A 19,258-nucleotide genomic window follows, 5' to 3' on the forward strand; every position below is an offset into this window, starting at 1 on the left:
AACCCAAAAAGAAAGTACTAAGGGATATGATGAGAGAAACATATTTAAACGCGCAAGAAGCGGTTGATTACGGCCTTGTTCATGAGATTATTTAGATCCTGCAAAAAGCGGGATTTTTTAATTGACGGATTGACAAAAACACTAGAAAATAGGAAGATAAAAGTATAGCAAGGTTCTTTGAAATGCAGGAGGAAAATTATGGATTTTCCAGAAAAACATAAGGTAACGTCTTGTCGATTAAATAATGGTATGATGCTTGTGGTTAAGCATTTGCCAATTGCGTCAGTCTTTATAGAAGTAATAATTGCCGGAGGATCTCTTCGTGAATCAGACAAAAATAATGGGATATCTCATTTATTAGAGCATCTTATTGGTGAAGATGGAAAGATAAAAGAAAAAGAAAAAAGGCCACAATACAAGATAGAACGTTTTGGCGGAGAAATGAATGGTTATACTTCGGAGATAGACACAAGTTTTAGTTTAGAGGTTCATAAAAAATTTTGGATACGATGTCTCAAACTACTTCTTGAATGTATTTTTTATCCCAAGTTTAGTCATAAGGACGTTTTAAAAGAAAGAGCCGTAGTGGTTGACGAAATTGTTGATGCTGATGAAAATTTTTACGACCAGATGACTGAACGTCTTTTTGCTAATCACCCATTATCCAGACCTGTTTTAGGCAAGGATATTTCAGTTCAGCATATAGGATTAAAACGTTTAATGTCATGGCATAAGAAGTTTTTTTTACCTTCAAGGACGATATTGATTGTCGTTGGGGACGTTGATATTAAAGATGTAAAAAGGACAGTTGAAGCTTCGGTGGTAGGGGCATTTGAAGACAAAAAGATAGAAATAGAAAAGATACCACCCCTTACTATTAATTATAATGCAGACCCAAAGATAAAAAATATTCAAAATCAAACGTTGATAATGTTTCAGGGTCCGCCAATCTATCATTACGAAGATAGCTTTTATTTTAAACTTATTTCTACTTTTTTTGATGATACTTCTATTTTTTCACCCGTATGGAATATATCAAGACCACTTGGTTTGTATAACGCAATGAGAATAGACGATGAGCTTATTTTACCTGTATGTAATTTTATAGAGATATATCTTACGACTTCTACAAAGAAATTATTAAAAAAGCTTGAAGAAAGATTTTGGGCTTGGATAAGGAGAGTAGGAAAAGACGGACTTAGTGAAGCTCTTTTTTTACGCATAAAAAGACTTTATACTATGAAGTTTGAGCGCGATGTTATGTCTGGTGAATGGTGGATTAATTTATTAAGCGATGCAATATCCTACGGCTATTTTCATAAAATGGACATTTACTTAGATCCAAATATGGTTAGCAAGGAAAAGATTGAAGATGTTTTCAGAAAATATATATCCGAAGACAAATGTGTAATTTTTAGATCTGTTTAATACAGCTGGATTTCCAGCTGTATTTTATTGGTTAGCTTTAAATTTTTATTCAAATCAGCTATACTAAAAAAGTATGGATATACAAATCCTAAAATTTTTAAATAACTTTGCTGGGCAAAACTTATACTTAGATGCCATATTTATATTTTTTGCGGTTTATTTTCCGATTGTTTTTGCGCTTTCGCATTTTTTGTTTTTTATCAAAAATAAAAAAATAGCGCTTTTACTGTGGATCTGGATACTGGCAGTATTCGGATTATTAATAAAAGAAGTTATTAGTCTGTTTTATTTTAGGGTAAGACCGTTTGAGGTGGTAGATGGTATAAATAAATTAATTGATAAGTCCGCGGGCGACGCATCATTTCCCTCAGGCCATACTTTAGTGGCATTTGTTTTAGCTTTTAGTGTTTTTTGGCTGGATAAAAAGTGGGGGATAGTTTTTATTTTAAGCGCGCTTTTTATTGCTTTTGCCAGAATATTTGTAGGTGTGCACTATCCCACAGATATTCTTGGCGGAATGGTTATCGCATTCGCGCTCAGTTTTGTTTTAAGAAAAAAATCTTAAAATATTATGCTATATCCGATTATCATTGCCGGTGGACAAGGAACACGTCTCTGGCCTATTTCAAGAAAAGGAGAGCCAAAGCAAATAAAACCATTTTTGAATGGCAAAACCTTGCTTAAAAAAACTTATGAAAGATTATCGGTAAATATTCCGGGCGAGAATATTTTTTTATCAACAACAAGCCTCTTGAGTGATGTTATACAAAAAGAAATACAAAATCTCCCAAAAGGAAACATTATTATAGAGCCTGAGCCAAGAGGGACTGCTGCCGCGTTGGGACTTTCTTTATTTAGAATTTTAAAAAAGGATAAGGATGCAATATTTGTTTATATAAATTCTGACAATTTTATACAGGATGAAAAAGAATATCATAAAATTTTGTCTATAGGAGAAAAAATAATTTTGCAACATCCTGATAGAATTTTGCTCGTAGGAGTTAAACCAGATTTTCCAGAAATAGGTTATGGGTATATAAAAGTGGGAGATATGGCAGGAGAAACAGATGAACACAAATTTTATTCAGTAGAAAAATTTATTGAAAAGCCTAATATTGAAACCGCGAATAAATTTTTAGAAAGTGGAAACTACCTATGGAATCCTACTTTGATTATTGCCAGAGCAGATGTTTTTTTAAATTTTTATAAAAAACATTTACCGAAGATGTATGACAAATTAACAGAAATTGTAGAAAGTCCTGAAAAAATTGAACAGATATTTCCTACCATAGAGGCAACAAGCGTAGACTGCGGTATACTGGAAAAAGAAAATAATATGTTTGTTTTGCCAGCGGATTTTGGGTGGATGGACATTGGTCACTGGAAGGCGATTTGGGATATGTATGCCTTGGGGATTGATGATAATGTAGAAATAGGCAAACATGTTCATTTGGATAGTCGAGGAAATCTGATATACTCTAATAGGCTTGTAGCGACTATCGGACTAGAGAATATGCTTGTTATTGATTCTCATGACGCGCTTTTGGTTTGCCCTAAAAATCGCGCGCAAGATGTGAAAAAAATAGTAGAAAAATTAAAGCAAGAGAATAAAGAAGATTATTTATAAGTATGAAACTAAAAAAAATTCCAATTTATATTTTATTGGCAATCGTAACGTTTTTATTCATTTTTGCGGTATTTTTTGGTTATTTTTTATCAGAGTTTTATGTTAAACGACCTCCGAAAAATGCCGAACTTGTATTTTTTACGATTGAAGAAGGCGAGGGGGCAAATCTAATCGGCCAAAAGCTTGAGGAAGCAGGAGTTATAAATAATAAGCTTGCTTTTAAGGCATATGTGTGGCTTTTTGGACTTCAGCTAATTTTTCAGCCGGGGGACTATACTTTAAAGGTGGGTCAAAATATTTCTAAGTTAGCAAATGAGATGACGGCGATAAGAATAAAAGAAAAGACTTTTACTATTATTGAAGGCTGGACTCTCAGGGATTTGGCAGAATATTTAATAAAAAAAGAGTTAATAGCCAATGAAAATGAATTATATTATCTAACCGCTCATCCGGCAGTAGATTACAGAAATGCCAAAGTAGATTTTAAGGGAGGTTGGCAATATGATTTTTTAGCTGATAAACCGGCTTATGTTTCTTTGGAAGGATATATCTATCCTGACACTTATCGTATTTTGGCAGACGGAACGGTTGATAATTTATTAAAAAAAGCTTTGGATAATTTTGGTAAAAAACTGACACCCGAGATACGCGCGGAAATAAAAAAACAAAACAGAACAATTTTTGAGGTTCTAACAATGGCCAGCATAATAGAAAGGGAGGTAAATAGTTATGAAGATAGAAGAATTGTGGCCGACATAATAAGACGCCGGATAAAATACAATATGTCTTTACAGATGGATTCAACTATTAATTATTTTACTAATTCTGGCAGAAGCCGTTCTACGTATGATGATTTAAGTGTTGATTCTCCGTGGAATACTTACAAATATAAAGGACTTCCACTCGGACCGATAAATAATCCCAGCGTTTGGTCAATAAAAGCCGCACTTTATCCAACACCAAACGAATATTTATATTTTTTAACGGATAAAGAAGGGCGCGTATATTATGCCAAGACTGGTGCTGAACATCAGGCAAACAGAAAATATTTAGACTAAATAAAACAAGCGGAAATAGATCCCGCTTGTTTTATTTGATAAAATTAAGATATATGCCTCAAACAATAAAACATGACGATACTATATCGTTTGCAAAAAAAGAAAAAGATAACAGCTGGATATATTTGTTGATATTTTTATTTTTTGCTGTGCTAATTGGAGTTTTTGTTTGGTATTTTGGTTTTAGGGCAAATCAAGGGGACATCATTCAGGATGAAGAACCGATAACTATAAAAAAAGTAATTTCCTCGGAATAATAGTGTGAAGAACAAAAAACTTACAAAATTTTTGCCGAGCTGGATATATATGTTTATAGCCGGTATTTTTGCGCTCGCCTGTTTTAATATTATCTTATTTAATATTTTTAATATTGAAGAAGAGGATAGTTATCTGAACTATAGCCATAAGGCAATGGCAAGTGCCGAGCATTTAAAAAAATCAAAAGTAGTTAAAGGAATATACCTCACCGCTTATACTGTTGGGACAAGACGTCTGGATGAGCTTATAACCTTTGTTAAAAATAATAATCTAAATGCGGTTGTTATAGACGTGAAAGGTCCGGTGGGTGAACCAGCTTTTCATTTAAAAAGAGATGCTTTGCAAAAATATAATACACAAAGAGAACTTTACGATGTTGATGGAGTAATCAATAAACTTCACGAAAAAGGTATTTATGCTATAGCCAGACTTTTTGTTTTTCAAGATCCGTATATTGTAGGAATTGAGCCTCAATATGCACTGCAAAGAAAAGGCGGAGGGCTTTGGGCCGATTATAAGGGAGTACGTTGGCTAGATCCGACTCATTTCGGTGTTTGGAAATATACAGTTGAGTTTGCGCGTGAGGCTTATGAGCGGGGTTTTGATGAGGTACAGTTTGATTATATTCGTTTTCCGTCAGACGGAAATCTTGCAACAATAGAATATTCTAATTGGGACGGCACCACATCGAAAGAAGTAGAGATAGAAAAGTTTTTTGCTTATGTTTCAAAAGTTTTACGGGGTGTAAAAATCCCTATTTCCGCCGACCTTTTCGGTCTTGTTTGCTGTTATGACGATTATGATTTGGGAATAGGACAAAAATTATCACGAGCACTTCCGTATTTTGATTTTATTTCGCCAATGATGTATCCGTCGCATTATGCAAATGGATTTATTGGCTATGCTAATCCGGCAGACGCACCTTATGGAGTTGTGAAATATAGTATGGATGAGGCTAATAGAATAAGGAACGGATTGCTTTCTTCAACCAGCACTCCGCTGGCAGAACTCAGGCCATGGATACAAGATTTTGATATTGGAGCTGTTTATGATTCATTTAAAGTTAATGAACAGATTCGCGCGGTTGAAGAAACTGGTGGAGAAGGGTTTTTGATTTGGAATGCGCGGAATGTGTATACAGGTTTAATTACTAATTAATAATTACGAATTACTAATATAAGTTAGCGATGGTTAAGCGAGTGAGCTTGGCTTTTTTATTTCTTCAAATTATATGTTAAAATTAATTCATTATGATTGATTATCAGAAACAATTAAATGAGGAGCAATTCAAGGTTGTTCATGAAGGCGAGGGGCCTTGTTTGGTTTTGGCCGGCGCGGGAAGCGGAAAAACGCGGACAATAATCTATCGGCTGGCGCATCTATTGGAAAAAGGAATAGAGCCGAAAAATATTTGTTTGGTTACTTTTACCAATAAAGCGGCAAAAGAAATGATAAGCCGGGCTGAAATACTTTTGGGATATAGGCCAAAAGGCCTTGTTGGAGGGACATTCCATCATCTTGCTAATTTTTTGCTTCGCAGATACGGAAAAAGAATTGGTTTGGAGCCGAATTTTACTATTATTGATGAAGATGATAAAAAATCGTTATTAAAATCTTCAATTGCAGAGGCAGGGGTTGATACGAAAAAACGCAGGTTTCCTTCCCCGGCGGTTTTAAAAAGCCTTTTTAGTTTTTGCAAAAATAGCAGAAACTCTCTTGAGCAAGTATTGGAGATAAAAAATCCAAAATTTTTGGAGATAAAATCAGAGATAGAAGATGTTCGCCGGATTTTTGAACGTAAGAAAAAAGACGGAAACATGGTGGATTTTGACGACCTTTTGGTTTTAACTTTAAATTTATTAGAAACACAAGAAGATGTAAGAAGGGGGCTGGCTTATAATTTTAAATATGTTTTGGTTGATGAATATCAGGATATAAATCCGGTTCAAGCGGCAATTCTTTATCATTTGGCATCACACCATAAAAATATCTTAGTTGTGGGAGATGACGCGCAGAGTATTTATTCTTTTCGCGCGGCAGATGTAAAAAATATATTAGACTTTCCACGCACCTATCCAAATTCCAAAACATTTCGTTTGGAAACAAACTATCGTTCAACGCCAAATATTCTAAATCTTGCTAATAATAGCATCATCCATAATGTAAACCAATTTCCAAAAAAATTACGTAGTTTGCGTAAAGATGGAATTATTCCACAAGTAGTTCCTGCGGGGACAAGAGAAGATGAGGCAAATTTTATTGCTGACAGAATTTTGGAGCTTCGTGATGAGGGTGTAGAACTACGTGAAATTGCCGTGCTTTTTCGCGCGTCATATCATAGCGAAGTTTTGGAAATGGAATTAACGCGGAGGGATATCCCATATGACTATCGCGGAGGAGTTCGTTTTTTTGAGCGGGCGCATATAAAAGACGTTATTGCTTATCTCCGCGTTTTTTTTAATTTGCAGGATGAAGCGGCGTGGATGAGGATTTTATCTTTTGGTATGGGCATTGGCCCGGCAACAGCAAAAAAAATATTTGAGAGTATAAGTGAAAAAAAAGAACCGCGTATGATTTTGGATATAGATAGCACGAGGTTTGGCATAAAAGCTCGCACTTCGTGGGAAGAAATTTTGAGTGTTTGGAAAAAGTTTGTAAATCTTGAAGCTCGTCCGAATGTTTTTATTGATGAAGTGATAAATTCTTATTACAAGGATTATCTGGAAAATAAATATGAAAATGCTGAGGAGCGTTTGCAGGACTTGTATGAAATGGCAAATTATTCGTCGCGATATGAAGATCTGGAAACGTTTTTATCGGAGATAACGCTTTATGAAGATGTGGCTGTAAAAAGAGAAGCAAGAGCAATAGAAGATGATGAAAGAATTATATTATCAACCATTCATCAGGCCAAGGGACTGGAGTGGAAGGCGGTTTTTGTGATAAATCTTATTGACGGTGCGTTCCCAAATAGAAGGGCGATGATGGAAGATGGTGGGATGGAAGAAGAGCGCCGGCTTTTTTATGTGGCCTCAACCCGAGCTAAAGATGAACTTTATTTGTCTTATGCTTTTACCGGTGGAGACGGAGGATATGGTGGTGGTGGCGGTGGCGGCGGAATGTATTTTAATGAGCCATCACAATTTTTGCGTGAGCTGGATCGTTCTCTTTTAGAGCAGGTTGAGCTAGAAAATGTAGATGACGACTTGCCGGTTATCGATATTAATGCAGAAGAATTGCCGAAAAAAAGTTATTTACCCGATATAAAAATAGAATTTTGATTTGTCATAAAATATTTTTATTAAAATAAAAAATCCCTTAAAGAGGGATTATTTTTTAAAAAATTTATTTATAACAACAGACAAAAATCCGGAAAAAGTGATTGCAACAACAATGCTAACCAGCCAAACTCCAGAGTCTTTTGTTTTATAAAGTCCGAAGAGGATACTTAGGCTAAATAAAAGAACTAAAAGATATCCTTGTTTTTTCTTCATTATTTTCTTTTTTTTCTTTTGTAATATCTACGAAGACCGACTACCATCTTTAGAACGCCGGTACCGAAAATAATTAATGTGAAAAGCGAAAGAAGAATAAGAGAAAAAATCCAAATGCCAGTTTGAAGCGACATTTTTACCTCCATTTTTGTTTGACTACATATTATATGAAATATATAATTTAATCAAGAGTATGAAAAAAACAATAGTTATTTCATTAGGTGGTTCGCTGATTGTTCCCAAAGGCGGGATTGATATTTTATTTTTAAAAAAATTTAAAAAGTTGATAGCAGATTTTGCAAAGAAAGATTATAAAATTATTTTAATTTGTGGAGGAGGGAGAACAGCACGCGATTACCAAAAAAGCGCGAAAGCAATTACAAAATTAACTCGTGATGATTTGGATTGGATCGGTATTCACGCCACGCGTTTAAATGGGCATTTGGTGCGCACTATTTTTAGAGATATCGTTCATCCGACAATTATAAAAAATCCAAATCAAAAAGTGATCTTTAAAGAAAAAGTTTTGATTGGCGTCGGTTGGAGGCCGGGTTGCTCAACGGATTATGATGCGGTTTTATTGGCAAAAACTTATGGAGCAAAAAAAGTTATAAATCTCACAAATATTGATTATCTTTATGATAAAAACCCTACAATATATAAAAATGCTAAAAAAATAAAAGAAATTGACTGGCAGGGTTTTAGAAAAATTGTCGGCAATAAATGGGACCCGGGCGCAAACACACCATTTGATCCGATTGCCAGCCGGGAAGCGCAAAAGTTAGGTTTGGAACTTATTCTTGCAAATGGTAAAAAATTGGATAATTTGAAAAAAATTATAAGAGGTGATAAAAATTTTATAGGTTCAATAGTTTATAATCATTAAAACCGCTAAATAAAGCGGTTTTTTTAATTCTTGACATATATCTATAAGTATGTTAATATAGGATTAACAATTAATAGTCGTAGACAGTAGGATTCTTGAAAGAATTAAACATCAGCACTCCTACCGAGACCGCAATTATCTAAATATAGATAATTTTCCTCGCGTTCTACGGCCCAAAAGGTCGTTTTTTGTTAGCAGTTAGCAAAAAGCTAATAAAGCTAATAAGTAGAATATGCCAAAAACAAAAGAACAAAAAAAACAAGAAGTGGAAATACTGGTTCAAAAATTACAGGATAATAAGTCTGTTGTTTTTGCAAATTATAATGGCTTGAAGGTAAAAGATACAGAAGCGCTTCGGGCAAAATGTCGTGAAAATAATCTTCAATGCGGAATGGCAAAAAAGAATTTATTAAAGCTCGTCTTAAAAGATTTGGGAATTGAAAACCCGGAACTTACAGGCGAAGTTATAGCTTTTTTTGGTAACGATGAAGTTCTTCCGGCAAAAACAGCATCCGAATTTGCTAAAACTCATGAGGCATTAAAAATCGTCGCCGGAATTGTAGATGGAAAATTTGCAACAAAGGCAGATGTTGTAGCGTTATCAAAACTTCCTTCAAGAGAAGAACTATTGGCAAAGATGGTTGGAAGCATAAATGCTCCGATTTCTGGATTTGTCAATGTGTTAGCCGGCAATCTTCGCAATCTTGTATACGTTTTAAATGCAGTAGCTAATAAATAAATAATAAACATTATGTCAGAAGAAAAAACACAAGTTGAAGTGCCTGAAAAATTTAAGGCATTAGTGGAACAGATTGAAACTCTTTCTGTTCTAGAACTTTCAGAACTTGTAAAAGTTTTGGAAGAAAAATTTGGAGTTAGCGCAGCCGCTCCAATGGCCGTAGCTGCAGTAGCAGGCGGTGCAGTAGAAGCTGCAGAAGAAAAAACAGAATTTGACGTAGAGCTTGTTGCCGCAGGCGACAACAAAATCAGCGTTATTAAAGTTGTAAAAGAAATTACCGGTCTTGGCCTAAAAGATGCCAAGGATTTGGTAGATGGCGCGCCAAAAGTTCTTAAAGAAAAATTAAAGAAAGAAGAAGCAGAAAGCATGAAGGCAAAATTAGTAGAAGCAGGCGCAACAGTAAATTTGAAGTAATTTTCATAACATCTAATATAAGACCACTCCGGATTTCTGGGGTGGTTTTATATTTGGCGATTTTATGGTAATTTAATACTAAATACTAACTAGCAAGTATTGATTGCTATTTTTATGGATTTATTTGATAAAAATCTAAATCAAAATCAGCCGTTGCCAGACAGATTACGCCCAAAAACATTGGATGATTTTTTTGGACAGCAACATTTAGTCGGTAAAGACGCACCTCTTCGCAAAATGATAGAAGCGGACGATATACCTTCTATGATTTTTTGGGGACCTCCTGGAACCGGAAAAACCACGTTATCAGAAATTATTGCTATGCGGACAGGAGCGCATTTTAAGGCGCTTTCTGCCACTTCAAGCGGAAAGAAGGATTTGCAGATAGTTATAGAAGAGGCAAATAACCGCTTAAAACTTCAGAATAAAAAAACTATTCTTTTTGTTGATGAAATACATCGTTGGAATAAAGCGCAACAAGATGCCCTCTTGCCTTATGTGGAAAAGGGCATAATTACACTTATTGGCGCGACAACAGAAAATCCTTCTTTTGAAATAGTTGGCGCTTTACTTTCCAGAACACGCGTATTTGCCCTCAATCAATTAGAAAAAGACGATTTGCTTGCTATTTTAAAGAACGCGCTTAGGCTTTATTTTAGGAATGGGACAAAGATGCAGTTTGAAGAAGGCGCGCCGTCTCTTTTGATTGGATTGGCAGGAGGGGATGCGCGCGCGCTTTTAGGCGCTTTGGAGATTGTTATAAAACTGAAAAAAGAAAAAAATAATGCTATAATTAAAAAAGAAGATATAAAAAATGCATATTTGAATGCCAATCTTTTTTATGACAAAGCAGGGGAAGAGCACTACAATATAGTTTCTGCTTTGCATAAATCAATGCGCGGAAGTGATGCCAATGCCGCGCTTTACTGGCTTGGAAGAATGCTTACGGCCGGAGAAAACCCACTCTATATCGCCCGTCGTTTAGTACGTTTTGCGTCAGAAGATATTGGGCTTGCTGACCCGAACGCTTTAACTCAAGCGGTAGCGAGTTATCAGGCAACTCATTTTTTAGGAATGCCGGAATGTAACACAGCTCTTGCCCAGGCAGTTGTTTATATGGCTCGGGCACCAAAGTCAAATGAGCTTTATAAGGCATACAATGAAGCTGAAAAAGATATACGCGAAATGCCTCGTGAACCCGTTCCACTGCATTTGCGTAATGCGCCGACAGAATTAATGAAGGATTTGGATTATGGCAAAGGAAATAAGTATAATCCAGATTGCGATGGTTGGGTAGAGCAAGAATATATGCCACCGAGTTTAAAAAATAAAAAATATTTCAATGAATAAAAGGCGAAAAGGAATAGTTGGCGATAAGCGTATATTAACGCTCACGCTGGTGATATTGTGTATTGCCGGAATAATTATTCTACGCCTTTTTTCTTTACAAATTTTAAGTGGAAAAAAATATAAAGAGATTGCCAGTGGAACTCATAATATTTCCGCGAGTTTAAAAGCGGAGAGAGGAAGTATTTTTGCTAAAGAATTTGGTAATGAAGATCTTTATCCCGTGGCCTCCAATAAAACTTTATATTTAGTTTATGCTGAGCCGTCAAAAATTCAAAATAAAACATTGGCTGTAAAGGTTTTATCTGAGACGCTAGGCATTGATGCGGTAAAGCTTAAGGGAATTATTTTAAAGAATGATCCATATGAACCAATAGCTCATTATATTTCAAAAGAAACAATAGAAAAAATAAAAGAATACAGCGTTGCAGGAATTGGCTTTGAAGAAGAGATAAAGAGATATTACCCGGAAAAAAGTTTCGGTGGACAGATTTTGGGTTTTGTCGGGTTTGATGCTGTAGCGCAGAGTGGAAGATATGGGCTTGAAGGTTATTTTGAAAAAGAACTTTCTGGTAGATCTGGATATTTAAGTGGAGAAAAAGATGGATTTGGTCGACTTATACCCTGGGGTAACGAAGTTTTGGAAGAAGCGGAAAATGGAGTAGACTTAGTTTTAACGGTAGATAGGGGTATTCAGGCATATATCTGTAAAAAAATAGAAGAAGCAGTTTTAAAATATCAGGCAGAATCTGGCACAATATTGGTGATGGATCCACATACCGGAGCAGTTATCGGAATGTGTGGAAGTCCGGATTATGACCCCAATGAATATAACAAAGTAAAGGATCAGTCGGTTTTTACTATTCCGGCAATTCTTAATCAATATGAGCCAGGCTCAGTTTTTAAGCCGATTACTGTTGCTTCTGCTTTAGATGCCGGTTTGATTAGTCCGGAATCAACCTATGAAGATACGGGTGAAGTAAAGATTGGTGTGTATACAATAAAAAATTCTGATTTAAAAGCCAATGGAGTGCAAACAATGGTTCAAGTTTTGGAAAAATCGTTGAATACTGGCGTTATTTATATCGTTGATCTTTTAGGAGCAAAAAAATTTCGTCAATATGTAGAAAATTTTGGTTTTGGAGATTTGACCGGAATCTCGCTTGACAAAGAATCAACCGGAGATGTAAGCTCATTAAAAAAATCAGGCGATATTTGGTCAGCAACCGCATCTTATGGTCAAGGTATTTTAGTAACTCCTCTTCAAATGCTTAATGCTTTTAATGCGCTTGTAAATGGAGGGTCATTGATGAAGCCATATATTGTTGAACAAATTATTTATTCAAATGGGAACATTGATAAAATACAACCAAAAATAATCAGACAGGTAATAAGTTCTAAAACTTCTACAATTATAAGTGGAATGTTGGCAAGCGTAGTGGAAAATGGACACGCAAAGCAAGCCGCAGTAGAAGGGTATTATGTTGGAGGAAAGACAGGAACGGCGCAAATTTCTAAAAAAGGAACTGTCGGCTATGAAGAAGACAAGAAGATTGCGACTTTTGTTGGAATAGCGCCGGCAAGTAATCCGCGTTTCAGTGTGTTGGTCAGACTAGACAATCCTGAAGCAGCTGAATGGGCATCTAATTCCGCAGCCCCAGTTTTTAGAGATATTGCGCAATATATATTAAATTATTATCATGTTCCGCCAGAACGCTAATATCACAATCATCGATTTTCAATTATCAATTAATGTATTTTCGCTATCGCGAAAATAGAATTATTATGGTGAATCTTTTAAGAAAAATATTAAAGTTTTTTGCTAAAAATATACTCCAAAAATATCATCCGGAGATTATTGGTATTACTGGTTCTGTAGGTAAAACCTCTACAAAAGAAGCAATTTTTAATGTTTTGTCAGCTAAGTTTAATGTCCAGAGAACAGACGGAAACTATAATAATGAAATAGGCCTTCCGCTTACAATTATTGGTAAAAAAACAGCTGGAAAAAATGTTTTCGGTTGGCTTGTTATTTTTTTATCTGCCATGAAAACGATTTTAATAAAAGACAAAAATTATCCGGATATTTTAATTTTGGAAATGGCGGTAGATAAGCCGGGTGACATGGACTATCTTTTAGATTTTATTAAGCCGACAGTTGGAGTTTTAACTCGCATTGGACCGGTGCATTTGGAATCATTTAAAAGACAAGAGGCGATTTTGGAAGAAAAAGGAAAGCTTATAAAAAAATTACCGCAAAATGGCTTTGCTATTTTAAATTATGACTATAAAGATGTGTTGGGAATGTGTGATGTTACAAAGGCAAAATGTATAACTTATGGAACGGAAGAAGGCGCTGATGTTTTGGCAAAAAATATATTAGTCGGAAGAAGTCAAACGAGCTTTTCTTTGGAATATAGAAATAAAAAAACATCAGTTATAATTCTAAATTCTATTGGCAGGTCTTTGGTTTATGCGGTTTTGGCAGGTATTTGCGTTGGGCTTGCCAAGGGGATGGAACTTGAAAAAATAAAAGAATCACTAGTAAACTATAGTGCGCTAAAAGGCAGAGGAGAACTTGTAAAGGGCATAAAAAATACAATATTTATCGATGAAAGCTATAACTCTTCTCCGCAATCAGTTGAAGCGGCTCTTCAAAATTTGAAAAATCTTGCGGGAAAAGGACGAACGATTGCTGTTTTGGGAGATATGCTGGAATTGGGAAATACAAGCAAAGACGCTCATCTTGATATTGGAAATAAGGTTTGTGAGACGGGGATTAATTATCTTTTAACGGTTGGTAGTCGAGCAAAAGATATTGCAAAAGGATCGGAAAAAGCAGGAATGCACAAAGATAAAATTTATAGTTTTGATAACAATCATGAGCTTGGAAGATTTTTGCAAGAAAAAATGGAAGAAGGGGATACGGTGCTGATTAAGGGTTCAAATGCAATGCATATGAGCGAGATAGTGGAAGAGATAAGGGCAATATAAATTGCGTTGAAATTATCAATTATTAATTTTTTCATTATTAATGAATGAATCGCTTCGCGACAGAAAAATCAGCTTGACGTTTTGCTTATTTTGTGCTATATTTTATTCGTAATTCGTAATTAATTTTCGCGCCGCTATCGTCTAACGGTTAGGACGCCAGATTCTCAATCTGGCAATCGGGGTTCGATTCCCCGTAGCGGTACCAACTAAAAAATTTCACTTAATGTGGAATTTTTTAGTTGATTATTTTTATGAGAAATCAAATCTCAATGAGGGGTTTAATTTTTTTCAGAATTTTATGAAGATAGACTACAAAAACCAGCGCGAAAGATTGTTTTTCTATTGACAAAAAAATAAAAAAAGAGTAGATTAGGTTGTAGAAAGGAGGGTTTAGTGGAACAAGATAAGAAAATGGTGCGGGATTTTTACAACGAACACGCTCATATAAAAGCCAAGCAGTTTGCCGACTTGCGACCGGGAGGCAGGGCAAGAGACGTGGCCAGAGCTTTTTGGCTTTTTGACAAGGATTATCCAAGGGTAGTTGAAATAGGATGTGGAAATGGTAGAGAAGCAAAGTTGATTTTAAAACATACAAGCAATTATCTTGGTATTGATCTGTCACAGACAATGATAGAGTTGGCGAAAGAAAATAATCCGGGAGCCAACTTTTTGGTTATGGATGCTCAAGAGTTTTTATTTCCTGCTGAGGTGGATATTGTTTTTTCTTTTGCTTCTCTTCTGCACTGCGATATAGCAAAGGCAACTGCAATTCTTCGAGAAGCTTACGAGGCGCTAAGCATGAATGGAATTATCTATTTATCCTTAAAGTATGGAAAATATGAACGCGTGTTGAAAAGCGATTTGCTTGGCGTGACCCCGGTATATTTTTATACGCCAGAGCTTATTGTTCAAATGCTCGACAGTAAGATGTGGGTAATTTTTACAGAAGTAGAAGCGCTTTGGTCAACAAAATGGTTCACTATGATTTTGCAAAAATAAAAAACGGTCAAATTAATGACCGTTTAATTATAAGTATAGCATCAACAAAGATGATTTATGTTGGAGGTTCGGGCGCTGCTGCGGCAGATCCTTGGACAGTCATTATATTTTCACTGCCGATGCGGATTTTTTTTATTTTTCCAACACTGTCTCCGCCAATCTGAAACGTAGCTCCGCCAGTTAATTCCATGGTAATTTCTTTGCAAGAAAAATCCCACAATTTTTTATCCGATAAAGTTCCCGTTAACACGTTGGTTATTTTTTTTGCTGCTTCATAAATTTCCATTGCGCAAACTCTTAATTGGAAATATCCTCCAAAAAGTGTAGAGGCTTGAGGGAATATCGGAACATCAAATCCATAATATCGCACAGTTGAGGCGGCGGCAAAAAGATATGGACCTCTATAAAGAACTTCTCCTGGTTTTTTTGACGGTCCTACGCGTTTGCCATGAAAATCAATTCTATAGGCCTTTGCTTCGCCATTTTTAATTATTATTTCAGGCAGTTTTTTGAGTAGATACGTCCAAAAAGCAATTGTTCCAGCAAAAGAATAGTCAATAACTCCGCGGTTCGTTTCAGTAATAAATGGTATAGAATTAAACAATTTTCTAATTGTCTTATAACTTCTAAGCATAGTTGCATCCAATCCTGTTCCGGCAAAGGGTGCATATTTTTTTCCGATTTTGAGAATTGGCATTTGGAAACGCGCCTCAGGGTTTTTTGCCTGTTGTAATTCTTGAATTAAATTTTTTTTACTGAATGATGCAACACGGAGAGCTTCTGCGACTCCGTTGCCGGTTCCAAGACGTAGAACGCCAAATGCCGGTGTTTTAATTCTTTCACAATTTAGAACACCCGTTATTGTTTCTGCAAAAGTTCCGTCGCCTCCGGCAGAAAGAACAACATCAACCTCATTCTTAACAATTTTTTCAAAATTTTTTTTTGCTTCTTTTGGCGAGGACGAGATGTAAACGATTTCTTCAGTAGCAACTTCTTTTATATCTTGAATTATCTCGTTTGATACTGAGCGGGCATTTACGTTTATGACAATAGCCACTTTTGGAATAGTGAGACTCATCACGATCCTCCTTTTATATAATGAGCTATAAGAGCAAGATAGAATAAAATAAAGAAAAAGTCAAAGTTGAATTTTGGACAGCCAGCTGATAAGATATTTTTATATGATATCTTATGTCTGGAATGATTTTTTATTTAGACCGGTATTTAATATACTTATATATTTTTATAATGAAGTAACTGGGCAAAATCTTGGCTTGGCGGTTATTTATCTAACCGTTCTTATTCGTATAGTTCTTTTGCCTTTCTCTGTAATCAGTGTCTGGAGAGAGGAATTTTATAAAAAACTCTCAACTAAAATAGAAAAAATTTCTTTAGCTTATAAAAATGATCAAGTTCTTCAAAATCAAGAAATTAGAGAATTTCTTAAGACCCATAGAGTGAATACGTGGTCAAAGGCAATTGTTTTAGGAGTCCAGGCATTAACTCTTGTTTTACTTTATCAGGTTTTTTTGGGAGGAATAAAAGGCACAAAACTTAATTTGCTTTATGACTGGGTAGAACACCCTGATTTTGTAAACGTCATGTTTGTAAATTTTGACTTGGGCGCAAGAGGTTTTATTTGGCCGGCAATTGTCGCAATTTTTTTATTTTTTGAAATAAGCATAGAACAGAGGAAAAAAAAGGCAATACTTTTAAATTCTGACATTGTCTACAAGTATTTTTTTCCATTAGTTGTTTTTGGTTTTTTAACTCTTTTGCCGATGGTCAAGTCGTTATTTGTGTTGACTTCACTTGTATTCTCAGCTATTGTAGTAGGAGGAATAAAGGTGCTTTTTAATGCAATGGATAATTCTTCAAACAGTGTTAAAAAGCCAAAAACAATAAAGGCAGAGGAGGATTGATTTTTATGGCAGATTCATTGGATAAAATTGTATATTCGTTTGTAATGGAAGATGTCCTGAAAGGGCTTTTTATTCACGTGCCTCCAGGATACGTTGCTTGTGTTTATGATTTGGGACAAGGCGTTTTAAAAAAAGTTTTAACGCCAGGTTTGCATTTAAAAATTCCATTTTGGCAAAAAGCGAAGTTGTTTAATATCCAGACTCTTGAATACAGTATTAGTATGGATTTTAATCCAGAAAACATAAAAGGATTGGGAGACACGCCAATAAAATCAGTGACAAGCGATAATAAGATTATAAATATGGAAGGAACGATTCTTCTGCGCCTTGATATGGAATACATCCCAATGATATGGCAGTGGGTTGGCGAGGATTTTGTCGCTAAGATTGTGAGACCCACAGTCAGAAGCCGTCTAAGAATGATATCTTCGCGTTATACACATAATGAGATTTTATCCGGCAAAAGAGATGAAGTAGAGGTAGATATCAAGCATGAGCTGGAACGAATTTTTTCTCCTCGCGGAATAAAAGTAGAGAATGTGCTTTTATCTGAAGTGTCTTTGGCTGAAAAAAATGAGATACAATATAAAAGTAATGATATGGAAAATTTTTATGAAAGCAGAAAATAAATATTATATTACAACCCCGATTTATTATATCAATGATAAACCGCATATCGGTCATGCTTATACGACAATCGCGGTTGATGCGTTGGCAAGATATAATCGCCTAAAAGGGCGAGATGTTTTATTTTTGACTGGAACAGATGAAAATTCGCAAAAGAATATCAGCGCAGCGGAAAAATATTATCAAAAACAAGATTTATCAAAAGAGGAAGTGCGAAAATATTTAGATGATATGGCAGGTATTTGGAAAGAAACATGGAAAACTTTAGAACTTAGCAATAGCGATTTTATTCGAACTACCGATGATAGACATATAAAGGCAGTAAGGAAATTTTTTAAACTCGTTTGGGATAAGAATGATATTTATAAAGGTGTTTATGAGGGTTACTACTGTGAGGCTTGCGAAACTTTTATAAAAGAATCGGATATGGACGACAATAAGTGTGTAATCCATAAAACAGCTCCAAAAAAAATAAAAGAAGAAAACTATTTTTTTCGCCTTTCAAATTATCGCGAAAAACTTTTAGATTATATTGAAAAAAATCCTAACTTTATAATGCCGAAAGCGCGAAGAAATGAGGTCGTGAGCTATATAAAAGATTTTATGGAAGATACAAGCATCACACGAGAGGGGCTAAAGTGGGGAATTGAAGTTCCAGAAATGCCCGGGCAGGCGCTTTATGTTTGGTTTGATGCCCTCGTAAATTATTTATCCGCAATCGGATTTACAGATGATAAAGAGATGTTTGCAAAGTATTGGCCAGTTGATTTGCATTTAGTTGGAAAGGATATAATAAAATTTCACTGCGCGCTTTGGCCGGCAATGCTTTTGTCGGCAGGGTTGCCTTTACCGCGCCAAGTATTTGCCCATGGATTTTTTTCAATTGATGGAGCAAAGATGTCTAAGACGTTGGGAAATGTTGTAGATCCAATAGAGATTGCTAAAAAATATGGCAACGACACTTTGCGCTACTATCTGTTACGTGAAATACCGTTCGGTGAAGACGGTGATTTTTCTATTACTCGTTTGGAAGAAAGATATAATTCTGATTTGGCGAACGGCTTAGGAAACCTTGTTAGTCGCACGTTTGCTTTAGTGGAAAAACATTTTGATAAAATTCCCGAATTAGAAAAAGTAGACTTGTCAGGATTTTGGAAAAAGTATGAAGAGAATATTGAAGGATTAAAGTTGCACAATGCGTTGTCGCTTGTTTGGGAAGAAATATCAAAATGTGATATAATAATAGATAAGGAAAAACCGTGGGAATTGGCAAAAAAAGATAAGAAAAAATTTGAAGAAATATTAGGCGATTTACTTTTCCGAATAAAAGTAATAGCTCAGGCGCTTTTGCCGTTTTTGCCGGATTCTTCGAAAAGGATTTTGGACGTATTAGAAGGCGCGGATACTTTTAAAGATAAGTCATTATTTCCTCGTCTAAATAAATAATTTTAGAATCTTTGATTCA

Annotated in this window: 19 protein-coding genes and 1 tRNA gene; 19 read left to right on the forward strand and 1 reads right to left on the reverse strand. The window is 35.3% G+C overall.

Translation table 11 applies throughout. The features are described 5' to 3' along the window. The 16 genes from COU51_00400 to COU51_00475 all read left to right on the forward strand — a co-directional run. The coding region (locus COU51_00400; GenBank protein ID PIR67036.1) for an ATP-dependent Clp protease proteolytic subunit at positions 1-95 on the forward strand (95 nt) is incomplete at its 5' end. 103 nt (positions 96-198) lie between these two features. Continuing rightward, complete coding sequence (locus COU51_00405; protein ID PIR67037.1) at positions 199-1,428, forward strand: hypothetical protein; 1,230 nt, start codon at positions 199-201, stop codon at positions 1,426-1,428. A 73-nt stretch (positions 1,429-1,501) separates the two neighbouring features. Then, complete coding sequence (locus COU51_00410; GenBank protein ID PIR67038.1) at positions 1,502-1,993, forward strand: phosphatase PAP2 family protein; 492 nt, start codon at positions 1,502-1,504, stop codon at positions 1,991-1,993. Positions 1,994-1,999: 6 nt separating this feature from the next. Beyond that, entirely contained in the window at positions 2,000-3,055 is a 1,056-nt protein-coding gene (locus COU51_00415) for a hypothetical protein (protein PIR67039.1), read from the forward strand. Positions 3,056-3,057: 2 nt separating this feature from the next. Further along, positions 3,058-4,113 (forward strand): endolytic transglycosylase MltG, encoded by a 1,056-nt coding sequence (locus tag COU51_00420; protein ID PIR67040.1) that lies wholly within the window; start codon positions 3,058-3,060, stop codon positions 4,111-4,113. A gap of 35 nt (positions 4,114-4,148) precedes the next feature. Beyond that, the gene (locus COU51_00425; protein PIR67041.1) at positions 4,149-4,370 is read left to right on the forward strand and encodes a hypothetical protein; all 222 of its coding nucleotides are present in this window, start codon (positions 4,149-4,151) and stop codon (positions 4,368-4,370) included. 49 nt (positions 4,371-4,419) lie between these two features. Beyond that, positions 4,420-5,529, forward strand: a complete 1,110-nt coding sequence (locus tag COU51_00430; GenBank protein PIR67042.1) for a hypothetical protein — start codon at positions 4,420-4,422, stop codon at positions 5,527-5,529. A gap of 92 nt (positions 5,530-5,621) precedes the next feature. After that, positions 5,622-7,652, forward strand: a complete 2,031-nt coding sequence (locus COU51_00435; GenBank protein PIR67043.1) for an ATP-dependent DNA helicase — start codon at positions 5,622-5,624, stop codon at positions 7,650-7,652. A gap of 406 nt (positions 7,653-8,058) precedes the next feature. Beyond that, entirely contained in the window at positions 8,059-8,751 is a 693-nt protein-coding gene (locus tag COU51_00440) for a UMP kinase (protein PIR67044.1), read from the forward strand. Positions 8,752-8,983: 232 nt separating this feature from the next. After that, the gene (gene rplJ / locus COU51_00445; GenBank protein PIR67045.1) at positions 8,984-9,490 is read left to right on the forward strand and encodes a 50S ribosomal protein L10; all 507 of its coding nucleotides are present in this window, start codon (positions 8,984-8,986) and stop codon (positions 9,488-9,490) included. Positions 9,491-9,502: 12 nt separating this feature from the next. Next, positions 9,503-9,904 carry a 50S ribosomal protein L7/L12 gene (locus COU51_00450; GenBank protein PIR67046.1) on the forward strand — a complete coding sequence of 134 codons (402 nt, stop codon included), beginning with the start codon at positions 9,503-9,505 and terminating at the stop codon, positions 9,902-9,904. Positions 9,905-10,018: 114 nt separating this feature from the next. After that, positions 10,019-11,254 (forward strand): AAA family ATPase, encoded by a 1,236-nt coding sequence (locus COU51_00455; protein PIR67047.1) that lies wholly within the window; start codon positions 10,019-10,021, stop codon positions 11,252-11,254. After that, positions 11,247-12,971, forward strand: a complete 1,725-nt coding sequence (locus tag COU51_00460) for a hypothetical protein (GenBank protein PIR67048.1) — start codon at positions 11,247-11,249, stop codon at positions 12,969-12,971. The genes COU51_00455 and COU51_00460 overlap by 8 nt, the downstream gene beginning before the upstream one ends. A gap of 32 nt (positions 12,972-13,003) precedes the next feature. Next, complete coding sequence (locus COU51_00465; protein PIR67049.1) at positions 13,004-14,245, forward strand: hypothetical protein; 1,242 nt, start codon at positions 13,004-13,006, stop codon at positions 14,243-14,245. Between the two features lie 130 nt (positions 14,246-14,375). Next, positions 14,376-14,450 (forward strand) — tRNA-Glu (locus COU51_00470). Between the two features lie 206 nt (positions 14,451-14,656). Beyond that, entirely contained in the window at positions 14,657-15,244 is a 588-nt protein-coding gene (locus tag COU51_00475) for a hypothetical protein (GenBank protein PIR67050.1), read from the forward strand. Positions 15,245-15,299: 55 nt separating this feature from the next. On the opposite strand, the gene COU51_00480 is transcribed toward COU51_00475, so the two are convergent. Next, a complete protein-coding gene (locus tag COU51_00480; protein PIR67051.1) occupies positions 15,300-16,322 on the reverse strand; it encodes a hypothetical protein in 1,023 nt (340 codons plus the stop codon). Between the two features lie 103 nt (positions 16,323-16,425). Between COU51_00480 and COU51_00485 the strand changes: the two genes are divergently transcribed. From COU51_00485 to COU51_00495, 3 genes are read left to right on the forward strand one after another with little or no spacing between them, the layout of a single operon-like run. Continuing rightward, positions 16,426-17,166 carry a hypothetical protein gene (locus COU51_00485; protein ID PIR67052.1) on the forward strand — a complete coding sequence of 247 codons (741 nt, stop codon included), beginning with the start codon at positions 16,426-16,428 and terminating at the stop codon, positions 17,164-17,166. Positions 17,167-17,171: 5 nt separating this feature from the next. Continuing rightward, entirely contained in the window at positions 17,172-17,795 is a 624-nt protein-coding gene (locus tag COU51_00490; protein PIR67053.1) for a hypothetical protein, read from the forward strand. Then, entirely contained in the window at positions 17,704-19,239 is a 1,536-nt protein-coding gene (locus COU51_00495) for a methionine--tRNA ligase (protein ID PIR67054.1), read from the forward strand. Before COU51_00490 ends, COU51_00495 begins: the two co-directional genes overlap by 92 nt. Positions 19,240-19,258: the final 19 nt, after the last annotated feature.

Source organism: Parcubacteria group bacterium CG10_big_fil_rev_8_21_14_0_10_36_14 (assembly GCA_002772895.1).
In the GTDB taxonomy this organism is placed as follows: Bacteria; Patescibacteriota; Patescibacteriia.

Bases quoted from the DNA above. Each gene is read 5' to 3' on its own strand.
- COU51_00495 (PIR67054.1), top strand. From the start codon at position 17,704: ATGTGCTTTTATCTGAAGTGTCTTTGGCTGAAAAAAATGAGATACAAT.
- COU51_00440 (PIR67044.1), top strand. From the start codon at position 8,059: ATGAAAAAAACAATAGTTATTTCATTAGGTGGTTCGCTGATTGTTCCC.
- COU51_00405 (PIR67037.1), top strand. From the start codon at position 199: ATGGATTTTCCAGAAAAACATAAGGTAACGTCTTGTCGATTAAATAAT.
- COU51_00475 (PIR67050.1), top strand. From the start codon at position 14,657: ATGGTGCGGGATTTTTACAACGAACACGCTCATATAAAAGCCAAGCAG.
- COU51_00450 (PIR67046.1), top strand. From the start codon at position 9,503: ATGTCAGAAGAAAAAACACAAGTTGAAGTGCCTGAAAAATTTAAGGCA.
- COU51_00415 (PIR67039.1), top strand. From the start codon at position 2,000: ATGCTATATCCGATTATCATTGCCGGTGGACAAGGAACACGTCTCTGG.
- COU51_00465 (PIR67049.1), top strand. From the start codon at position 13,004: ATGTATTTTCGCTATCGCGAAAATAGAATTATTATGGTGAATCTTTTA.
- COU51_00420 (PIR67040.1), top strand. From the start codon at position 3,058: ATGAAACTAAAAAAAATTCCAATTTATATTTTATTGGCAATCGTAACG.
- COU51_00460 (PIR67048.1), top strand. From the start codon at position 11,247: ATGAATAAAAGGCGAAAAGGAATAGTTGGCGATAAGCGTATATTAACG.
- COU51_00430 (PIR67042.1), top strand. From the start codon at position 4,420: ATGTTTATAGCCGGTATTTTTGCGCTCGCCTGTTTTAATATTATCTTA.
- rplJ (PIR67045.1), top strand. From the start codon at position 8,984: ATGCCAAAAACAAAAGAACAAAAAAAACAAGAAGTGGAAATACTGGTT.
- COU51_00410 (PIR67038.1), top strand. From the start codon at position 1,502: ATGGATATACAAATCCTAAAATTTTTAAATAACTTTGCTGGGCAAAAC.
- COU51_00485 (PIR67052.1), top strand. From the start codon at position 16,426: ATGATATCTTATGTCTGGAATGATTTTTTATTTAGACCGGTATTTAAT.
- COU51_00490 (PIR67053.1), top strand. From the start codon at position 17,172: ATGGCAGATTCATTGGATAAAATTGTATATTCGTTTGTAATGGAAGAT.
- COU51_00480 (PIR67051.1), bottom strand. From the start codon at position 16,322: ATGAGTCTCACTATTCCAAAAGTGGCTATTGTCATAAACGTAAATGCC.
- COU51_00455 (PIR67047.1), top strand. From the start codon at position 10,019: ATGGATTTATTTGATAAAAATCTAAATCAAAATCAGCCGTTGCCAGAC.
- COU51_00435 (PIR67043.1), top strand. From the start codon at position 5,622: ATGATTGATTATCAGAAACAATTAAATGAGGAGCAATTCAAGGTTGTT.